The sequence below is a fragment of the Rhizobium acidisoli genome, from assembly GCF_002531755.2.
Taxonomy (GTDB): Bacteria; Pseudomonadota; Alphaproteobacteria; order Rhizobiales; family Rhizobiaceae; genus Rhizobium; species Rhizobium acidisoli.
Map to the genome: position 1 here is coordinate 4,505,986 of NZ_CP034998.1, position 15,398 is coordinate 4,521,383.

A 15,398-nucleotide genomic window follows, 5' to 3' on the forward strand; every position below is an offset into this window, starting at 1 on the left:
CGGGTTTTTATTGTTCCGATTGTCCCCCGCGCGTCTGACGCGCGGCGCTTTCGCGGGTTCAGAACCAGAAAACCCCGTCCTCCAGCGCCGTGAACAGGCTGTCGACGCCGTAGGAGAGCTTGCGGTCGACGATGTGCAGATATTCGGTCCAGCCGGAAATATGCTGCAGTTCGACGGCGCCGTCGGAAATGCCGCGCAAGCCGATCAGCGGCAGCTTGTAGCCCTGGCAGGCGCGCAGCACCGCAAAGGTCTCCATGTCGACCATGTCTGCGTCGATGGCGCTATAGGCCGCACCCGAGATGACGTTGCCGCCGGTGGAAAGGCTTGCTTCCGGGATGCCCGGAATGCGCAGCGGCAGCTCGAGTACCGCCGGCAGGTCGAGAAAGGGCGTCCGGCCCTTCTCGAAACCGAGCGGCGAGGCGTCCATGTCGCGGTAGGAAACCGAGGTTACCTGATAGATTTCGGTCTGCTCGAGTTTCGCCGAGCCGGCCGAGCCGAGGGAAACCACGAGATCCGGCAGGTCGTCGGCGGCATCCAGCCGCGCCAGCGTCTTGGTCAGCGCCACCGCCGCCTCGACCGGGCCGACGCCGGTCATCAAGGGTTCGATGCGCGACCGCAGGAAGGGGCCGTATTCGGCCTCCGCCGCCATGACGAACAGCATGGATTTGCCCGCGACCGACTTCAACTCGAACTTCATCCCGTAATTCCTTCTCTACCGCGGATCACCATCATCGTCCCGGTCATGGAGGCGATGAGTTTCGCCGGCCCGTCGCTGATCGCGTAGCCTCGTCCGTCGGCAACGATAATGGTGGAGCCGGGTTTGGTGATTTCCCCGCGAAACAGGAAACGATCGCCACGCCCCGGCGACATCAGATTGACCTTGAACTCGATCGTCAGGATCGAAGCTTCCGGGTCGATGACGCTGTAGGCGGCAAAGCCGCAGGCTGAATCGAGCGCTGCGGAAATGATGCCTGCATGCAGGATGCCGTGCTGCTGTGTCAGTTTAACGTCGAAGGGAAGCTCGATTTCGACGACGCCGTGCTCGACGCGCGTCAGCTCCGCGCCGATCGTCTCCATCGCCGCCTGGCGCGCAAAATTGCGGCGGATTCGCGCGCGGAAATCGCCCCTGTCAGTCTCGCTCATGTCTGCCCCTCTTGCAGCCGGGAAAGTGGCATGGCGGGCCGGATTCGACAAGCTGCACGTTGCTGAAATCGGTCTCAGCGCCGATGGAAAGCTGCGGCCGTGTCGCCGGGGCAACCTTTCGCCTTTCCGTCGCCCTCCAAGCCGGTGATGCAAGCCGGTGCGAACACGATTGCAGCTTCGCGCCCGGCGCGTATTCTCCGCGTCATGTCACGAAGGGTGGAGCGCCGACGCATGACGACGATATCGCAATCGGTCCGCAATTTCGAGACCTGGCTGGCCGGCGAACTCGGAGCCGATCTTGTCACGGACGATCTGCGCGAGAAGCACGATAAGATGCGAAGCGGCGGCTTCGTCTTCCTGCGCGCCACCTATTGGCGCTGGTGCGAGACCATCCTCGATATCTGCCCGGAACTTGTCCGCGCGCCCGAGGTGCTGGCGATCGGCGATACGCATCTGGAGAATTTCGGCACCTGGCGGGATCCCGAAGGCAGGCTCGTCTGGGGCGTCAATGATTTCGACGATGCGGCGGTGATGCCCTATGCGCTGGATCTCGTTCGCCTTGCGGCAAGCGCCATCCTGGCACGCGGCGAGGATGGTCCCTCGGTTCGGATGATCGGCGAGTTGATCCTCGCCGGCTATCGCAGAGGCCTTGAAAATCCACTGCCCGTCATTCTCGAGCGGGATCACAAATGGCTGCGCAAGGCGCTGATGCTGCCGAATTCCGAACGCCGGGAATTTTGGGAGAAATATGAGATGCTGCTTCCCGGAAGCGAGCCGCCGCCATCCGCTTATGTCAAGGTGCTCGCAGCGGCACTGCCGCCTGGCTCGGGACCCTTCGTGGCGAAGCCGCGCAGCGGCGGCACCGGCAGCCTCGGCCGCCCGCGTTTCGTCGCCTATGCGGAATGGCAGGGCGGGCCGGTGCTGCGTGAGGCCAAGGCGCTGCTGCCGTCCGCCTGGTCGCTTCGCCACAGACCACAGGACATGGCAATCCATGCGGAAGAGATCGCCAATGGGCGGGCGCGGTGTGTCGATCCGCACTACCAGGTTTCCGGCCGCATCCTCGTGCGCCGGCTCTCGCCGAACAGCTGCAAGATCGAAATCGACCGGCACCCCGAAGTCCTGCTTTCGCCGACAATGCTCGAATTGATGGGTTTCGAGATCGCCAATTGCCATTCCAACGATGCAGCTGCGACAGCAAGGATTCTCCAGGATATCAAGGCGCGGGGAAACGAATGGCTGCATGAGGCGGCCAGGGCCGCGGCCTCGAGCATCAGCGCCGAGCAGAAAGCCTATTCGCGCGCCGGCTAGATCCGCACGATATGCTGGTCCCACGCGACGTCGCTGCGGGTCGACAGGAAATCGCCGTCATAGGAGGAGACGGCAAAGCCGCTTTTTGCCGGCGCGATGCCGGCCGCGTCCGGAACGCTGGTCTCGGCCAGCACCTTGCCCGTCCTTGCGTCGAGGGTCACAGAGGCGCCGCCCTTCGGCGAGGTAATGCCGACGATGCCCTCGCTTCGATTGACGGCAATCGCGCCGACGTAATTGGCAAGCCTGCGCGTCGTTTGCTCCGGCAGGTCGATGAAGGAAAGATCCTCGCCCTTGGCGAAATGGCCGACGAGCGGCGGCAAATCCTTGCGGTGGCCTTCGTACTGGCAGGCAAACCAGATGCGGCCCTTGTCGTCGAGATCGACGTGGCGGGTGGAGAGTTCTGCCCATTCCGCCGACAGCACATGTTTTTCGACCAGAGCGCCGGTGGCGGCATCGATCAGCGCCAGCGACGGCTGCATCTCTCCGAGATTGAGCTTGGTGCGGCCGAAATCCGGATGTGTTTCGATGCCGCCATTGGCGACGATCAGAAGACGTCCGTCGTCGGAGACCGTCATGTCGTGCGGGCCGATGCCGTAGGTCTCGAATTCGCCGATACGGGTGAAGCGGTCGGTGGCGTCGTAGAGGCCGATCATGCCGCGATTGCCGTCGAAATCGTTCTCGCTGGCGTAGAGCAAACGACCATCGGGAGAGAAGGCGCCGTGGCCGTAGAAATGCCGGTCTTCCCGCGAGCTGATGACGATCGGTTCGCCCTTATTGCGGGGATCGAAAATCATCGCATAGGTGCCCGGCCGGCGGGCGAAGGCGACGGTCCTGCCGGTGACGGCGCTGAAGGCCATGCCGTGGGCCCGGGCGGGAAGCGCCACCTGGTCGATGATCTCGCCGCGCTCGGTCACGGTCGCAACCGCAAAGGAACCGTTCGCGGCACGAATGCCCGAGGCATAGACCGCATCGGCGCGTTCGAGCGCCATCAGCGACCGTGGCGTCAAGCCCGCAAGGAAGCCGATCCCTGCCGCCTTGACGAAGTTGCGTCGGTTGATCGCGGCGGTTCGCATCATCGCTTCAGTCCCCGTCAGAAAAGGAAAAGCCGGCCGAAAGGCCGATCGCGGCGCCATATTCGTCGCTGATCCGGGTGATCAGGTCGCGGCTCTCGGCAAGCAGCGTATCGAGCTTGGCCTTCTCCGCATCGCTGACCGCGGCGTCGATGTCGGGATTGAGTTTCGGCACGCTGTCGAGCAGCGACTTGAAGTCTTCGTCGATCGAGGCGGCGATCGCCTGTTTGTCCGGCGGCAGAAGCTCGGCCATGCCGGCCTTCTGCCAGAGCGTGCGCAGGCCGTCGATGTTGGCGGTCATCGATTTCCAGGTGTTCTTGGAACGCCAGTAGATTGCCATGCGCGGGCGCGGCGCGGTGTCCTTGCCCTTGTAGAATTGCTCCAGCCGCTGGTCGCGGACATTTTCGGCGCCGTGGACGAGAATGCCGAGCAGCGCGGTCACGGCTTCCTTATTGTCCATGAAATCGTTGCTCTGCGGACCCGGATGTTTCCAGCTCGCCTGCACGCCGTCCGGCTTTTCCCACGCGGCGACGACTTCGCCGGCCTCACGCTGGATATTGCCGGCGACGGCGGCGCCGTAAAGGCAGCGGAAGCCGCCCTTCTGCTTGATCAGATCGTCCGAGCCGTTGCCGTAAAGCACGTATTCCAGCGCCGTCAGGCCCTGCAGCGCCACACTCTTGCCGGCGATCGCATCGACCGTCGCATCTTTCGGATCGGCCTTGGCGATCAGCGCCTGCACCTGCTTCAGGCCGACGCCCTTGCGGTCGGGGTAGAACAGAATGTGCTCGAAGAGATTGTCCTGGATGACCGGCCCGGTCTGGACGATTTCGATGATCGACCAGTAGCGGATCGTATCGTCGAAGGCCGACTTCGCCTTGTCGAGCGTCTGCTGGGTGCCGCCGTCGCAAAGATCCTTCATCGCCGTCGTCAGCCGGGCCGCCGATTGCTGCATGTTGCGATAGCCGGGGCGGATCACCTCGTCGACGGCGCGCTGCATGACGGCGGGAACGGCATCCTCGTTCATCCCTGCCGGAGGGGCTGCGGTCTGGGCGGCCGCCGACGTGGCGAGGCCGATCAGAGTGAGGCAGAGCAGGGGGTGCCAAAGGCGCATCAAAGTGACTCCAGGAATGTAATCAGGGCCTTCCTGTCGTCTTTCGACAGGGAGGAGAAAGCGTTGCGGGCCTTGTCTGCTTCGCCGCCGTGCCAGAGGATCGCCTCGGTGAGATCCCGCGCACGGCCGTCATGCAGGAAAAAGCTGTGTCCGCTGACAGTCCGGGTCAGTCCTATACCCCATAGCGGTGGCGTGCGCCATTCACGTCCGCTTGCAAGACCGACCTGCTGCCCGTCGGCAAGCCCGTCGCCCATATCGTGCAGAAGGAAGTCGGAATAGGGCCAGATCAGCTGGAAGGACTGCGCCTTGTCGGGTGAATCCCGGCGGGTGACGAATTTCGGCACATGGCAGGAAATGCAGCCGGTTTCGTAGAAAATCCGTTTGCCCTTCAGCGTCTCGGGGAAGCTCGCCTTGCGGCGCGCCGGAACGGCAAGATTTTCGGAATAGAAGGTCACGAGGTCGAGAATGGGGCCTGGCGCTTCTTCCGCGCCCAGCCGTTTCTGCACGCCGGTCGGCATATCGAGGCATTTCTCCTCCGCCTTGGTGCAGTCGCCATGCGCGTCCGGGTGGTCGGGTGTCGAGATACCGATATCGTTGGCGAAGGCGTCGGCATTCTGGTCGCGCACCGTGGCGTTCTGCGCCTTCCAGCCGAAGCGGCCGAGCGCGATCTCGCCGCTGCGGTGATCACGGACGATCGCCGCCTTGCCGGAGATGCCGTCGCCATCGGCATCCTCAGGGTCGGCATGGGCAAGGATATCGGCCGCGGGAATGGCCTCGATCAGCCCGAGCCCGATCATCGCGGGGGCGACACGCGCCGAGATCGTCGTTGCCGCATCGAGCGGTCCATAGGCCAGGTTGGTCGCCGCATAATGCGGGCGGCGTAGAGACACGGTTTCGCCGTCACCAAGCGTCACCGTCTCCTCGTCATAGCGGATCGTCATCCGGCCTTCGGCGGCAAGGCCGGGAACGGCAAGATCCTGCAGCTGATGGCCATAGACCGGATCGGGGAAATTGAGGATATCCGCGCCCGCGATCGCCTTTTCTTCCTCCGGGGTTGCGGCCGCGCGGGAAAGCCGCAGGAACATCGAGACGGCGCTTGGACCCCCTTCCGGCGGTTTGCCGCGGCCGTCATTGACGTGACAGCTCATGCAGGAGCGGGCGTTGAAGAGAGGGCCGAGCCCATCGGAGGCCTGCGTCGAGGAGGGCGAGGAAACCCAGAGCTTGCGGAAAAGCGCATTGCCGAGCTTGAAATTCTGCTCTTCCTCGAAGGGAATGTTGGCCGAAATATGCGAGAAACTGTCTTCGGTAACCGGATCGATCGAGGTCGCGCCGCCCGCCTGCATCGCCTCATATTGTTCGGCCTTGGAAAAATCCCTGGTCGGCCGGGTGACGTCGGCGACGCGTTTCAGATCGGCTTCGGAAAGGTCGGTGCGCTTCGCCGGCAGATCGAAGCCGGCGGCGAGAGCTGCGGGAAAACCGGCAAGCGTGGCGCAGAACATTGCGCGGGCGATCAGTCGGCGGGCCGGGGCATGCGACATTTCAGGGTCCGGGCCGCCTCGTCATCGAAGCGGCCCGCCTTTTTGCTTATTTGAAGACGGCGTTAGGATTATCCAAGCTGTCGGAACCTTCAAGCTGAACCGTGCCGAGATCGAGTGCGGCAATAACGCGCTGTACCGATTTCGTCTGGTCGATCAGTCCGTCGATGGCGGCCTGGACGACGGCATTGCCTTCCTTGTTGCCTTCACCGATCATCTGGTCGTACTTCTCGACCGTCTCGCCGCGCTTTGCCATGGCATTCATCGCGTCGAGCGTCTTGTTGAGCTTGCCTTCCATCTCGGCATCGAGCGCCTTGTCCTTGGCGGCCACCAGATCATGCAGCGACGGGCCGCTGAGCTTGGTGCCGTCGACGCGGGTATAGTTGCCGGTATAGGCGGCGGCGATGCCGATCGCGTCGTTCAGATGCGAATTGTAGGTATTGTCGGAGAAGCAATCATGCTCTTCCTCGGGATCGTGCAGCAGCAGGCCGAGCTTCATGCGCTCGCCGGCAAGCTCGCCGTAGGAAAGCGATCCCATGCCCGTCAGGATCGCGACGAGGCCGGCCTTCGGGTCAGCTTCGACATTCTTCGTCGCAGCGCCGTCCGCCTTCCAGTTGTCGGTCATTTCCTGCAGGTCGGACACCAGCAGGGTGGAGGCGGATTTCAGATATTCGGCGCGGCGGTCGCAATTGCCGTGCGTGCAATTCTTCAGGTCGTAATCGGTCGCCGGGCGGTTGCCGGCGCCGGGTCCCGTGCCGTTCAGATCCTGGCCCCAGAGCAGGAATTCGATGGCGTGGTAGCCGGTGGCGACATTGGCTTCGATGCCGCCGGCCTCGGCCAGCGTGCCGGAGAGGAATTCCGGCGTCAGCTTGGAGGCGTCGACATCCTTGCCGTCGATCTTGATCGTCTTGTTGGCGATGACATTGGCCACATACAGCGAATTTTCGTCATTCTCGGTGCCATAGGAAGGATCGACATAGTCAATCAGGCCTTCATCGAGCGGCCATGCATTGACCTTGCCTTCCCAGTCGTCGACGATCGGATTGCCGAAGCGATAGACTTCCGTCTGCTGGTAGGGAACGCGCGCCTTGATCCAAGCGTCCCGGGCGGACTTCAGCGTCGCGTCATCAGGCGTCTTCAGGAAGGCGTCGATCGCGGCATCGAGCGCCTTAGCCGTCGTCAGCGAGTCTTCGTATTTGGCATGCGCCACGTCGGCATAATGTTTCACTACGGCGGCGGCATCGGTTTCGGCATGCGCGGGAAGGGCGAGCAGGGCTGCGGGGGCGATCGCCAGCACGGCTGCGCGGAATTTATTGAGTTTCATGATCCTCTCCTGTGACGGGTTCTCCCGTCTAAATCGGGCCCCGTCTCTTCGCCCAAAAGCAAACTGGTGTCAAATGCTCTAGTTTGGAATGGTTTTAAGGATGGAGGAGGGCCACAAACGCGCTCGTTTTGCAGGGCATTCGTCCGGAAAATCGGCAGCTGCCGCGCCGTTTCGCCGCGGGTCAGCCCTTCCGCTGCATGCGACAGAAGAAGAAGCCGTCCGTGTCGGTGGAAGCCGGCGTCAGCGTCACCGTCAGGCCATCGGAAGAGTGCGGCCGTGGGGCGTCTTTGCCGAAGAGGCCATCCCAGGCGGGTAGGGCGCTGACGATCTGGAAATCGGGATTGTCAGCCGTGAAGCGGCGCACCTGTTCCTCGTTCTCCTGCGGCAGCACCGAGCAGGTGACGTAGATCAACTCGCCGCCCGGCTTGACGAAGCCGCTTGCCTGCGCCAGTGCGTCCTGCTGCTGGGCGGTGCGTTCGTCGAGGTTCTTCGCCGTCAGCCGCCATTTCGTATCGGGTCGGCGGCGCCACGTGCCGGTGCCGGTGCAGGGCGCGTCGACCAGCACCTTCTCGCAGCGGCCGGCAAGCCCGGAAAGGCCCCTGGCGTCGTCATGCACCTGGACATTGCGCGTGCCCGCCCGCTTCAGCCGTTCGATGATCGGCGCCAGCCGTTTGCGGTCGGCGTCGTAAGCGTGAACCTGTCCCTTATTCTGCATGGCGGCCGCCATGGCGAGCGTCTTGCCGCCGCCGCCGGCGCAATAGTCGAGAACCTGGTCGCCCTCATGGGCGAGCACCAGGTCGGCGACGATCTGCGATCCTTCATCCTGAACTTCGAACCAGCCCTTTTGGAACGAAAGCTCGGCCGTCACGTTGGGTAGGCGCGAGGCGCCTTCGCCGGCGGCAATCCGGATGCCGTAGCGGGCGACTTTCGCCGCTTGCGCGCCGGCTCTTTCGAGCGCCTTGACGGCCTTGTCGCGGGAGGACTTCAGGATGTTGGCGCGCAGATCGAGTGTCGGCCGCGCCGCAAGTGCCTGTGCCTCGGTAAGCCAGCCGGCGCCGAAGGCCTGTTCGAAGGAGGATTGGACCCATTCGGGAATATCGCCGCGGATATGCGGCGGCGCATCGTCGAGCGAGCGGCTTTCGAAGGCCGCGAGGGCATCGGCCGAAAGCGGTGCCGGCGCGAACTTGTCGTCCGCCAGTTCGGCGGCGAGACTGTCCGGTGTGAAACCCCATTGGCGGAACATGACGGCATGGGCAATGGCCGCGGCACTGTCGTCATCCATCAGCCAGGCATGGGAAAGCCGCATGCGCAGAGCGTCATAGACGATGTTGCCGATGGCGGCGCGGTCGCCGGAGCCGGCGAAGCGGTGCGCAAGGCCCCAGTCCTTCAGCGCGTCGGCGACGGGCCGCTTGCGGGCATCGATATCCGCGAGCACAGAAATCGCCCCTTCGAGGCGGCCGCCCAGACGCATTCACAAATCTCCTAATTGCCATGACGTGCGATCGGTCCGCATGGTCACGACAGGCGTGGGCGGAGTGTTCACAAGTCTCAACCGCGTGGTAACCGCGATTGATGGCAAGAGCAAGCGCCGGTGACGGCGCAGCCAATTGCTGCGAGGCGGACCTGGCCTCAGCTGACCACCTCGGCTGTCAGCTTCAGCTGATCACCGCGGCTGTAAGCTTTAGCTGATCACCTGGTAGCAGACCTTCGCCGTGCCGGAGCTGACCATGCCGATGTTCTGTGCCGCTGCGCGCGACAGGTCGAGTACCCGGCCGCGGATGAACGGACCGCGATCGTTGATGCGAACGACGACGGTGCGGCCATTGTTGCGATTGGTAACCTTGACCTTGGTGCCGAAGGCAAGCGAACGATGAGCGGCAGTCAAAACGGCGGGATTCATACGTTCCCCGGAAGCAGTTTTGGAGTGGAGTGCGTACCATGAAGCACCGCCACAGCCATTTCCAGCAAAACTCTCCGCCGGAAGCAGGCAAGAGCAGGCTGCAATAGTTGCGGCAGCGATAATAGAACGGCTTATTTTCTTCAAAACAGAGTATCCCTCAACTATTGAACTCAACGCCCTTGCAGGCGGCGGGGCTTAAATCCGTCGAAAAATGGCGAAAAAGTGCCGCGTTCGATCACGGAATATTACAGTCCGTAATATTTGTAAGGTCATTGATAAAATATGAGAATTTGCCGCATGCGGCAGAATGTGGAAAAAACGCAATGAAATCAGCTAAAATTCAAACGATTTTTCCGAAGAAGTTTTAAACTTCTCACGCTTCACAAAAATCACGAAATATTTTTTCGAGCTTCGCCATATTTGCTGCCACATTTGCGCAAATTCAAAGGCCGTTAACCATAATATGCGGCGAGAATTGTTCTGCTAAATGCAGAAAGTAGGAATTTCCTACTCATTTCGGGTGATAGCCCGGTCGCCTCAGGCCGGCCTTGTCTAGCCGCGCCAGCGTCCGCCCTGCCACAATTGCGCAAGTGACATCGGGTAGTCGGGGAAGGAGAATTCGAAGCCGGCCGCCTTGAGTTTCGCATTCGAAACCCGTTTGTTCTCGCCGTAGAAGGAGCGCGCCATCGGCGTCAGCTCGGCGGTTTCGAAAGCCTGCTCCGGCGGGGGGGCGACGCCCATCAGCCGCGCCGCCTCGACGATCACATCCTGCGGCGGGCCGGGCCGGTCGTCGGTGATATTATAGATGCCGCCGAGGCCATGCTCCGACAGGAAGCGGGCCGCAGCACCGATATCCTCGACGCGGATACGGTTGAACACCTGGTCCTTCTTGATCAGCCGCCGCGCTGTGCCCTTGTCCAAATTGCAAAAGGCATTGCGCCCCGGCCCGTAAATGCCGGAAAGGCGCAGCACCGCCGCCGGCACGCCGCACGCCTCACCCATTGCCAGCCAGCCCGCTTCCGCTTCGAGCCGCTCCTTGGAGCGTCCGGATACGGGCACGCAGGGTGTTTCCTCATCGATCCAGGCGCCCTTGTGATCGCCATAGACGCCGACGGTGGAGAGATAACCAATCCATTCGAGGCTGGACGGCAGGCTTGCGCTGTCTTCGTCCAGCAGCCGCAGCAACGGGTCGCCCTTGCCAGGCGCGATCGACTGCACGAGATGCGTGACGCTTCTGAGAGCCCGGCGCAAGTCGTCGTCTACGGTCTCGCCGTCGAAAAGGAAGGCTTCGATGCCGTTTTGGCGGAGCGCCGCCATCTTGTCGGCCGACCGCGTGGTTCCGGAAATGCGCACGCCGTCGTTGGCGAAGGCCCTGGCGATCGCCGTGCCGGAAAAACCGCAGCCAAAAATCATCACATGCATCAGCCCACTCCCGCCAACCGCCATTCGTTCAATACGTCGTCGTCGCTCTCACCAGCCCTTTGTGCGGCAAAGGCGGAGAATTCGCCAGCCGCCATCAGCCGCGAAAGCGCCCACACCGCCATCCCCCGCACCACCGGCGAGGCATCGTCGGCGAGCATACGACATTGGCCGATGAGAGCCTTCTCGCCGGAATTGCCGGCAGCGATCAGCACATTGCGGATGAAGCGGTCGCGGCCGATCCGCTTCACCGGCGAGCCGCTGAAGAAGGCGCGGAAGGTGGGATCGTCGAGCGTCAGCAGAAAGGTAATCGACGGCTCCTGCAGATCGTCCCTCGCCTTCAGCTTCATTTCGGAGGCAGCACTTGCGAACTTGTTCCAGGGACAGGCGGCAAGACAGTCATCGCAGCCATAGATGCGATTGCCGATCAGCGGCCGTAGTTCCGGGTCGATTGGTCCCTTATGCTCGATGGTGAGATAGGAGATGCAGCGCCGCGCGTCGATCTGGTAGGGCGCCGGGAAGGCGGCCGTCGGACAGATGTCGAGGCAGGCGCGGCAGGAGCCGCAATGATCGGCCTCTTCAGCGTCGACGGCAAGATCGGCGGTGGTGAACATGCTGCCGAGAAACAGCCAGGAGCCATGCGTGCGGCTGACGAGATTGGTGTGTTTGCCCTGCCAGCCGAGGCCGGCTGCCGCCGCCAGCGGCTTTTCCATGACAGGGGCGGTATCGACGAAGACTTTGACATCGGCGCCGGCCCGCGCCGCAAACCGCGTGGCGATTTCCTTCAGCCGGCCCTTGATGATGTCGTGGTAATCGCGGTTGCGGGCATAGACTGAAATCGCCGCCTTGTCCGGCTTGGCGAGAATGCCGCGGGGATCTTCTTCCGGCGCGTAATTGAGGCCGAAGACGACGACGGACCGCACCTCGCTCCAGAGGGTGCGGGGATCGCCGCGCCGCTCACGCGTCTCCGCCATCCACTCCATCGTCCCGTGGCGCCCAGCATCGATGAACTGGCCGAGGCGCTCCTTCGCTTCAGGGATCGCATCCGGACGCGTGATGCGGCAGAGATCGAAGCCCTTGGCGGCAGATTCCGCCCGTACGAAGTTGGTCAAATTGTCGCGGCGGCGGCGCTCTTTGTCATCAGCTTCGGGCATGACGAGCCCTCGTCAGAAATCCAGATCGGCATAATGGGAAACCGGCGTCAGGCCGCGCACCCGCTCGGTCAGCATCGGCCGGAAGGAGGGGCGCGATTTCAGCCGCTGGTACCAGTCCTTGACGACGGGCGCATCCGCCCAGTCGATCTCGCCGAGATAATCGAGGATCGAAATCGAGGCCGCGGCGGCAAGATCGGCATAGCTCATTCGCTCGCCGGCCAGCCATTGGCGCGAGCCGGCAAGCCAGGTGAGATAGCGCATATGCTGGCGGATATTCGCGCGGGCCGTGCGCAAAATCTTCGAATCCGGCGCTCCGCCGCCCTGATCTGATGTCATCTGCAACTTGTAGACACGCTCGCGGGCGAGCGGCTTGGTCACGTCGTTTTCCATCTTCTGCATGAACCACTCGCTCAGCCGGCGGATTTCCGCCCGCTGGAAAGGGTCCTCGGCAAGCAGCCGCCGGTCGCGCTTCAACACGCCGTGCGTCTCATCAAGATATTCGGAAATGACGGTGGCGCCGCAGAGCGCCCGCATGCTGTCGTCGACATAAACAGGCAGCGTGCCCGCCGGGTTGAGCGCCAGGAAATCCCGGCGCTTCTCCCATGTTTGCTCCTCGATCAGATCCGCCTGATAGCCATATTCGGCCAGGATCAGCCGGACGAAGCGAGATGCGGATGACATGGGATGATGATAAAGCGTGGGCATCGATACTCGAGCTTTGTGATTGCTGTTACAGGACTGTGTGGCAGCTCAGTTATAGCGCCCTAGTCATGACTCATTGGTTGAAGCTATAGGAGCTTGGCCCCGCCAATACAAGCGAATCGGATTTCACACCCTCTGACGAGGAACAAAACACGCTTCTTGCGTATGAGGACGCAGCCGCGGCTGATCGGCTCAAGCGCGGCCGACCTTTAAACCGGAGACAATTAATGGACTATATCAATGCTGCACTTCTCGGTGTCATCGAGGGGATTACCGAGTTTCTGCCGATCTCGAGCACCGGCCACCTGATCATTGCAGAGCAATGGCTTGGCCACCGGTCGGACATGTTCAACATCGTCATCCAGGCCGGCGCCATCCTCGCCGTCACCATCATCTATTGGCGCCGCCTGCTGGATCTGGTGCTTGGCTGGCGAGAGCCTGCGAATCGCGATTATGCCGCCAAGCTGATCGTCGCCTTTCTCATCACCGCCGTCCTCGGACTTGTCGTCAAGAAGGTATTGCACTTTGAACTTCCGGAGACGGCGACGCCGATCGCCTGGGCGCTGATCATCGGCGGTTTCTGGATGATCTTTGCCGAATGGGCCGCGGCGCGCAAAGCCCCCCATAAGGAGATCACCTGGCTCGTCGCCATTCTGGTCGGCATCGCCCAGATCGTTGCCGGCATCTTCCCGGGAACCTCGCGCTCCGGCGCCACGATCTTCGTCGCCATGCTGGCCGGCACCGGCAACCGCGCCGCAGCGACCGAATTCGCCTTTCTCGTCGGCATCCCCACCATGTATGCGGCGAGCGGCTATGAATTGCTGAAGACCTTCAAGGACGGCGGCGCGGCAAACGAAGACTGGACGGCACTCGGCATCGCCTTCGTCGTTTCCACGATCGTCGCTTTCATCGCCGTCAAATGGCTGCTGGCCTATATCAGAAGCAACCGCTTCACGCTGTTTGCCGTCTACCGCATCATTCTCGGCGTTCTGCTGCTCGGCATGGCCGCTACCGGCCTGATTGGCTGAGAATTCCAACGGCATTGCATTCGCGTGCAACCCGCGTGGATGCAATGCTCTGCCAGGCTTGGCGAACAAACGCCGATCCCCGGCAGCCGCCGATATTTCAGATAGGCAATATTGAGAGATTAAGCGCCCGCTGCTTTTAAAGCCGGCAAGACCAAGCGTTCATTTGGGAACATCCTGCTTCAGACGTTCCGCCCGCTGCTTGTCTTCTATGGCCGGCACCGAAGCCGGCCTTTCGTCAATGGCTGATCGAAGCCGTCGAGCAAGGATCGACGCCGTAGGCCGGCGAGCAGCCGCCCTTCACCGCTGCGACCGAGCCGGACGCAACGAAGGAGCCTGCAAGGATAACCAGCGCCGCACTCGCAAACAGAAGCGCGATTGACTTGCCCATCGAGTAATGCCTTTCACAGTGATTGCCGCACGTGATCCCAAGCGTTGAGTCCGTTGGAAGACGCGCGGGTTTGGTAGTCAGTGGAATGGCAAATAGCAATAAACGTTCCTGCTAAATTTGGCGTTAATTCCACAAAATTTCCGATGCGTCTTTTATGCAACTGCGCCTGAGATGGGCGGCACAACAACATTTCAAACTTGCGCCGGCTTTGCTTAAGCCGGCAAAGCAAAACGCCGTCCGCGGCGTGCGCGAACGGCGTCCTCCAAGGTAGTTCGAAATTGTTCAGGCGGCCTTGCCGGTGCCCGTATACTGGCCGTGCGGACGATAATGCACGAGGTAGGAGCCGAGCACCGATGCGGCCATGGTGGGCGCAATGCCGAGGCCCTTCAGCGTGCGGCCTTCCGCTTCGGCTTCCCGGGAAACGACGTTGTCATGCTTGAGCATGCGCACCTGATCCGGCGTGATCGGCGGCGTTATGAAGGGGATGAGCGAGGCGATGCTGCCGATCATCGACGCAATGCCCAAGGGCAGGGAGACCAGCGGGTTCTTGCGGCTCGTCACCTTCAGCATCATCTCGAGACATTCGCGGAAGCTCAGCACCTCGGGCCCGCCAAGCTCATAGACCTTGCCGCCGGCGACCTTGCCGTCGACGGCGCGGGCGACGGCCTCGGCGATATCCTCGACATAGACGGGCTGGAATTTCGTCTTGCCGCCGCCGATGAGCGGCAGAACCGGCGACATGCGGGCCATGTCGGCAAACTTGTTGAAGAAGCTGTCCTCCGGGCCGAAGACGATCGACGGGCGGAAGATCACCGCATCGGGCTTGACCGAGAGGATGGCGGTTTCGGCACGGCCCTTGGTGCGGCCATATCCGGACTCGGAATTGGCATTGGCGCCGATCGCCGAAATATGGGCGAGCGTGGCGCCGGCGCCGCGCGCCGCTTCAGCGACCGCGCGCGCGCCGAATTCCTGCACCGCGTCGAAAGTGTTGCGGCCGGTCTCGTGCAGAATGCCGACGCAGTTGACGACATGGTCCGCGCCGTCGACCGCACGGTCGATCGAGCTGCGATAGCGCAGGTTTGCCTGGACGAAGGAGATCTGGCCGACATTGCCGAGCGGCTGCAGGAAGCCGGCGAGATCGGGACGGCGCACGGCGACGCGGATGCGATAGCCGCGCTTGGCGAGCGCCCGAACCACGTGCCTGCCCACGAAGCCGGATCCTCCGAATACGGTGACGAGCGGCGGCAGGTTGGCAAGGGTCATGGCAGGCTCCTCGAAAGGCTTGGCGGGATGCTGTATCGGCTCCGTCTTAGCCG

At 62.5% G+C, this 15,398-nt stretch carries 15 protein-coding genes; 2 read left to right on the top strand and 13 right to left on the bottom strand.

Annotated features, from left to right (window positions below; all coding sequences use genetic code 11):
• Positions 1–58 precede the first annotated feature (58 nt).
• A complete protein-coding gene (locus tag CO657_RS21970; RefSeq protein WP_003589098.1) occupies positions 59–697 on the bottom strand; it encodes a 5'-methylthioadenosine/S-adenosylhomocysteine nucleosidase in 639 nt (212 codons plus the stop codon).
• Positions 694–1,143 carry a PaaI family thioesterase gene (locus tag CO657_RS21975; protein WP_003544704.1) on the bottom strand — a complete coding sequence of 150 codons (450 nt, stop codon included), beginning with the start codon at positions 1,141–1,143 and terminating at the stop codon, positions 694–696. Before CO657_RS21975 ends, CO657_RS21970 begins: the two co-directional genes overlap by 4 nt.
• Positions 1,144–1,374: 231 nt before the next feature.
• Between CO657_RS21975 and CO657_RS21980 the strand changes: the two genes are divergently transcribed.
• Positions 1,375–2,451 (top strand): DUF2252 family protein, encoded by a 1,077-nt coding sequence (locus tag CO657_RS21980; protein ID WP_054182077.1) that lies wholly within the window; start codon positions 1,375–1,377, stop codon positions 2,449–2,451.
• Here CO657_RS21980 and CO657_RS21985 read toward each other — a convergent pair.
• From CO657_RS21985 to CO657_RS22025, 9 genes are all read right to left on the bottom strand, one after another.
• Positions 2,448–3,527, bottom strand: a complete 1,080-nt coding sequence (locus CO657_RS21985; RefSeq protein ID WP_054182076.1) for a DUF1513 domain-containing protein — start codon at positions 3,525–3,527, stop codon at positions 2,448–2,450. The genes CO657_RS21980 and CO657_RS21985 overlap by 4 nt on opposite strands.
• A gap of 4 nt (positions 3,528–3,531) precedes the next feature.
• Complete coding sequence (locus CO657_RS21990) at positions 3,532–4,632, bottom strand: imelysin family protein (RefSeq protein WP_003589093.1); 1,101 nt, start codon at positions 4,630–4,632, stop codon at positions 3,532–3,534.
• A complete protein-coding gene (locus tag CO657_RS21995) occupies positions 4,632–6,170 on the bottom strand; it encodes a di-heme oxidoreductase family protein (RefSeq protein WP_012559680.1) in 1,539 nt (512 codons plus the stop codon). The genes CO657_RS21990 and CO657_RS21995 overlap by 1 nt, the downstream gene beginning before the upstream one ends.
• A 46-nt stretch (positions 6,171–6,216) precedes the next feature.
• A complete protein-coding gene (locus tag CO657_RS22000) occupies positions 6,217–7,491 on the bottom strand; it encodes an imelysin family protein (protein ID WP_054182075.1) in 1,275 nt (424 codons plus the stop codon).
• A gap of 181 nt (positions 7,492–7,672) precedes the next feature.
• Positions 7,673–8,962: an RsmB/NOP family class I SAM-dependent RNA methyltransferase gene (locus tag CO657_RS22005; protein WP_012559682.1), complete on the bottom strand. Its 1,290-nt coding sequence runs from the start codon at positions 8,960–8,962 to the stop codon at positions 7,673–7,675.
• 210 nt (positions 8,963–9,172) lie between these two features.
• Positions 9,173–9,535 carry a septal ring lytic transglycosylase RlpA family protein gene (locus CO657_RS22010; RefSeq protein WP_003570918.1) on the bottom strand — a complete coding sequence of 121 codons (363 nt, stop codon included), beginning with the start codon at positions 9,533–9,535 and terminating at the stop codon, positions 9,173–9,175.
• Between the two features lie 408 nt (positions 9,536–9,943).
• A complete protein-coding gene (locus CO657_RS22015) occupies positions 9,944–10,813 on the bottom strand; it encodes an SDR family oxidoreductase (protein ID WP_012559683.1) in 870 nt (289 codons plus the stop codon).
• Positions 10,813–11,964 (bottom strand): tRNA epoxyqueuosine(34) reductase QueG, encoded by a 1,152-nt coding sequence (gene queG / locus CO657_RS22020; RefSeq protein ID WP_012559684.1) that lies wholly within the window; start codon positions 11,962–11,964, stop codon positions 10,813–10,815. Before queG ends, CO657_RS22015 begins: the two co-directional genes overlap by 1 nt.
• 12 nt (positions 11,965–11,976) lie before the next feature.
• Positions 11,977–12,669: a glutathione S-transferase family protein gene (locus tag CO657_RS22025; protein ID WP_003589086.1), complete on the bottom strand. Its 693-nt coding sequence runs from the start codon at positions 12,667–12,669 to the stop codon at positions 11,977–11,979.
• A gap of 224 nt (positions 12,670–12,893) precedes the next feature.
• Between CO657_RS22025 and CO657_RS22030 the strand changes: the two genes are divergently transcribed.
• On the top strand, positions 12,894–13,694 hold the full coding sequence (locus CO657_RS22030) for an undecaprenyl-diphosphate phosphatase (protein WP_012559685.1): 801 nt from the start codon (positions 12,894–12,896) through the stop codon (positions 13,692–13,694).
• Between the two features lie 235 nt (positions 13,695–13,929).
• Here CO657_RS22030 and CO657_RS36825 read toward each other — a convergent pair whose 3' ends face one another.
• Positions 13,930–14,082 carry a hypothetical protein gene (locus CO657_RS36825; protein ID WP_003589084.1) on the bottom strand — a complete coding sequence of 51 codons (153 nt, stop codon included), beginning with the start codon at positions 14,080–14,082 and terminating at the stop codon, positions 13,930–13,932.
• A 282-nt stretch (positions 14,083–14,364) separates the two neighbouring features.
• Positions 14,365–15,345: a complex I NDUFA9 subunit family protein gene (locus CO657_RS22035; RefSeq protein WP_054182074.1), complete on the bottom strand. Its 981-nt coding sequence runs from the start codon at positions 15,343–15,345 to the stop codon at positions 14,365–14,367.
• Between the last annotated feature and the right edge of the window lie 53 nt (positions 15,346–15,398).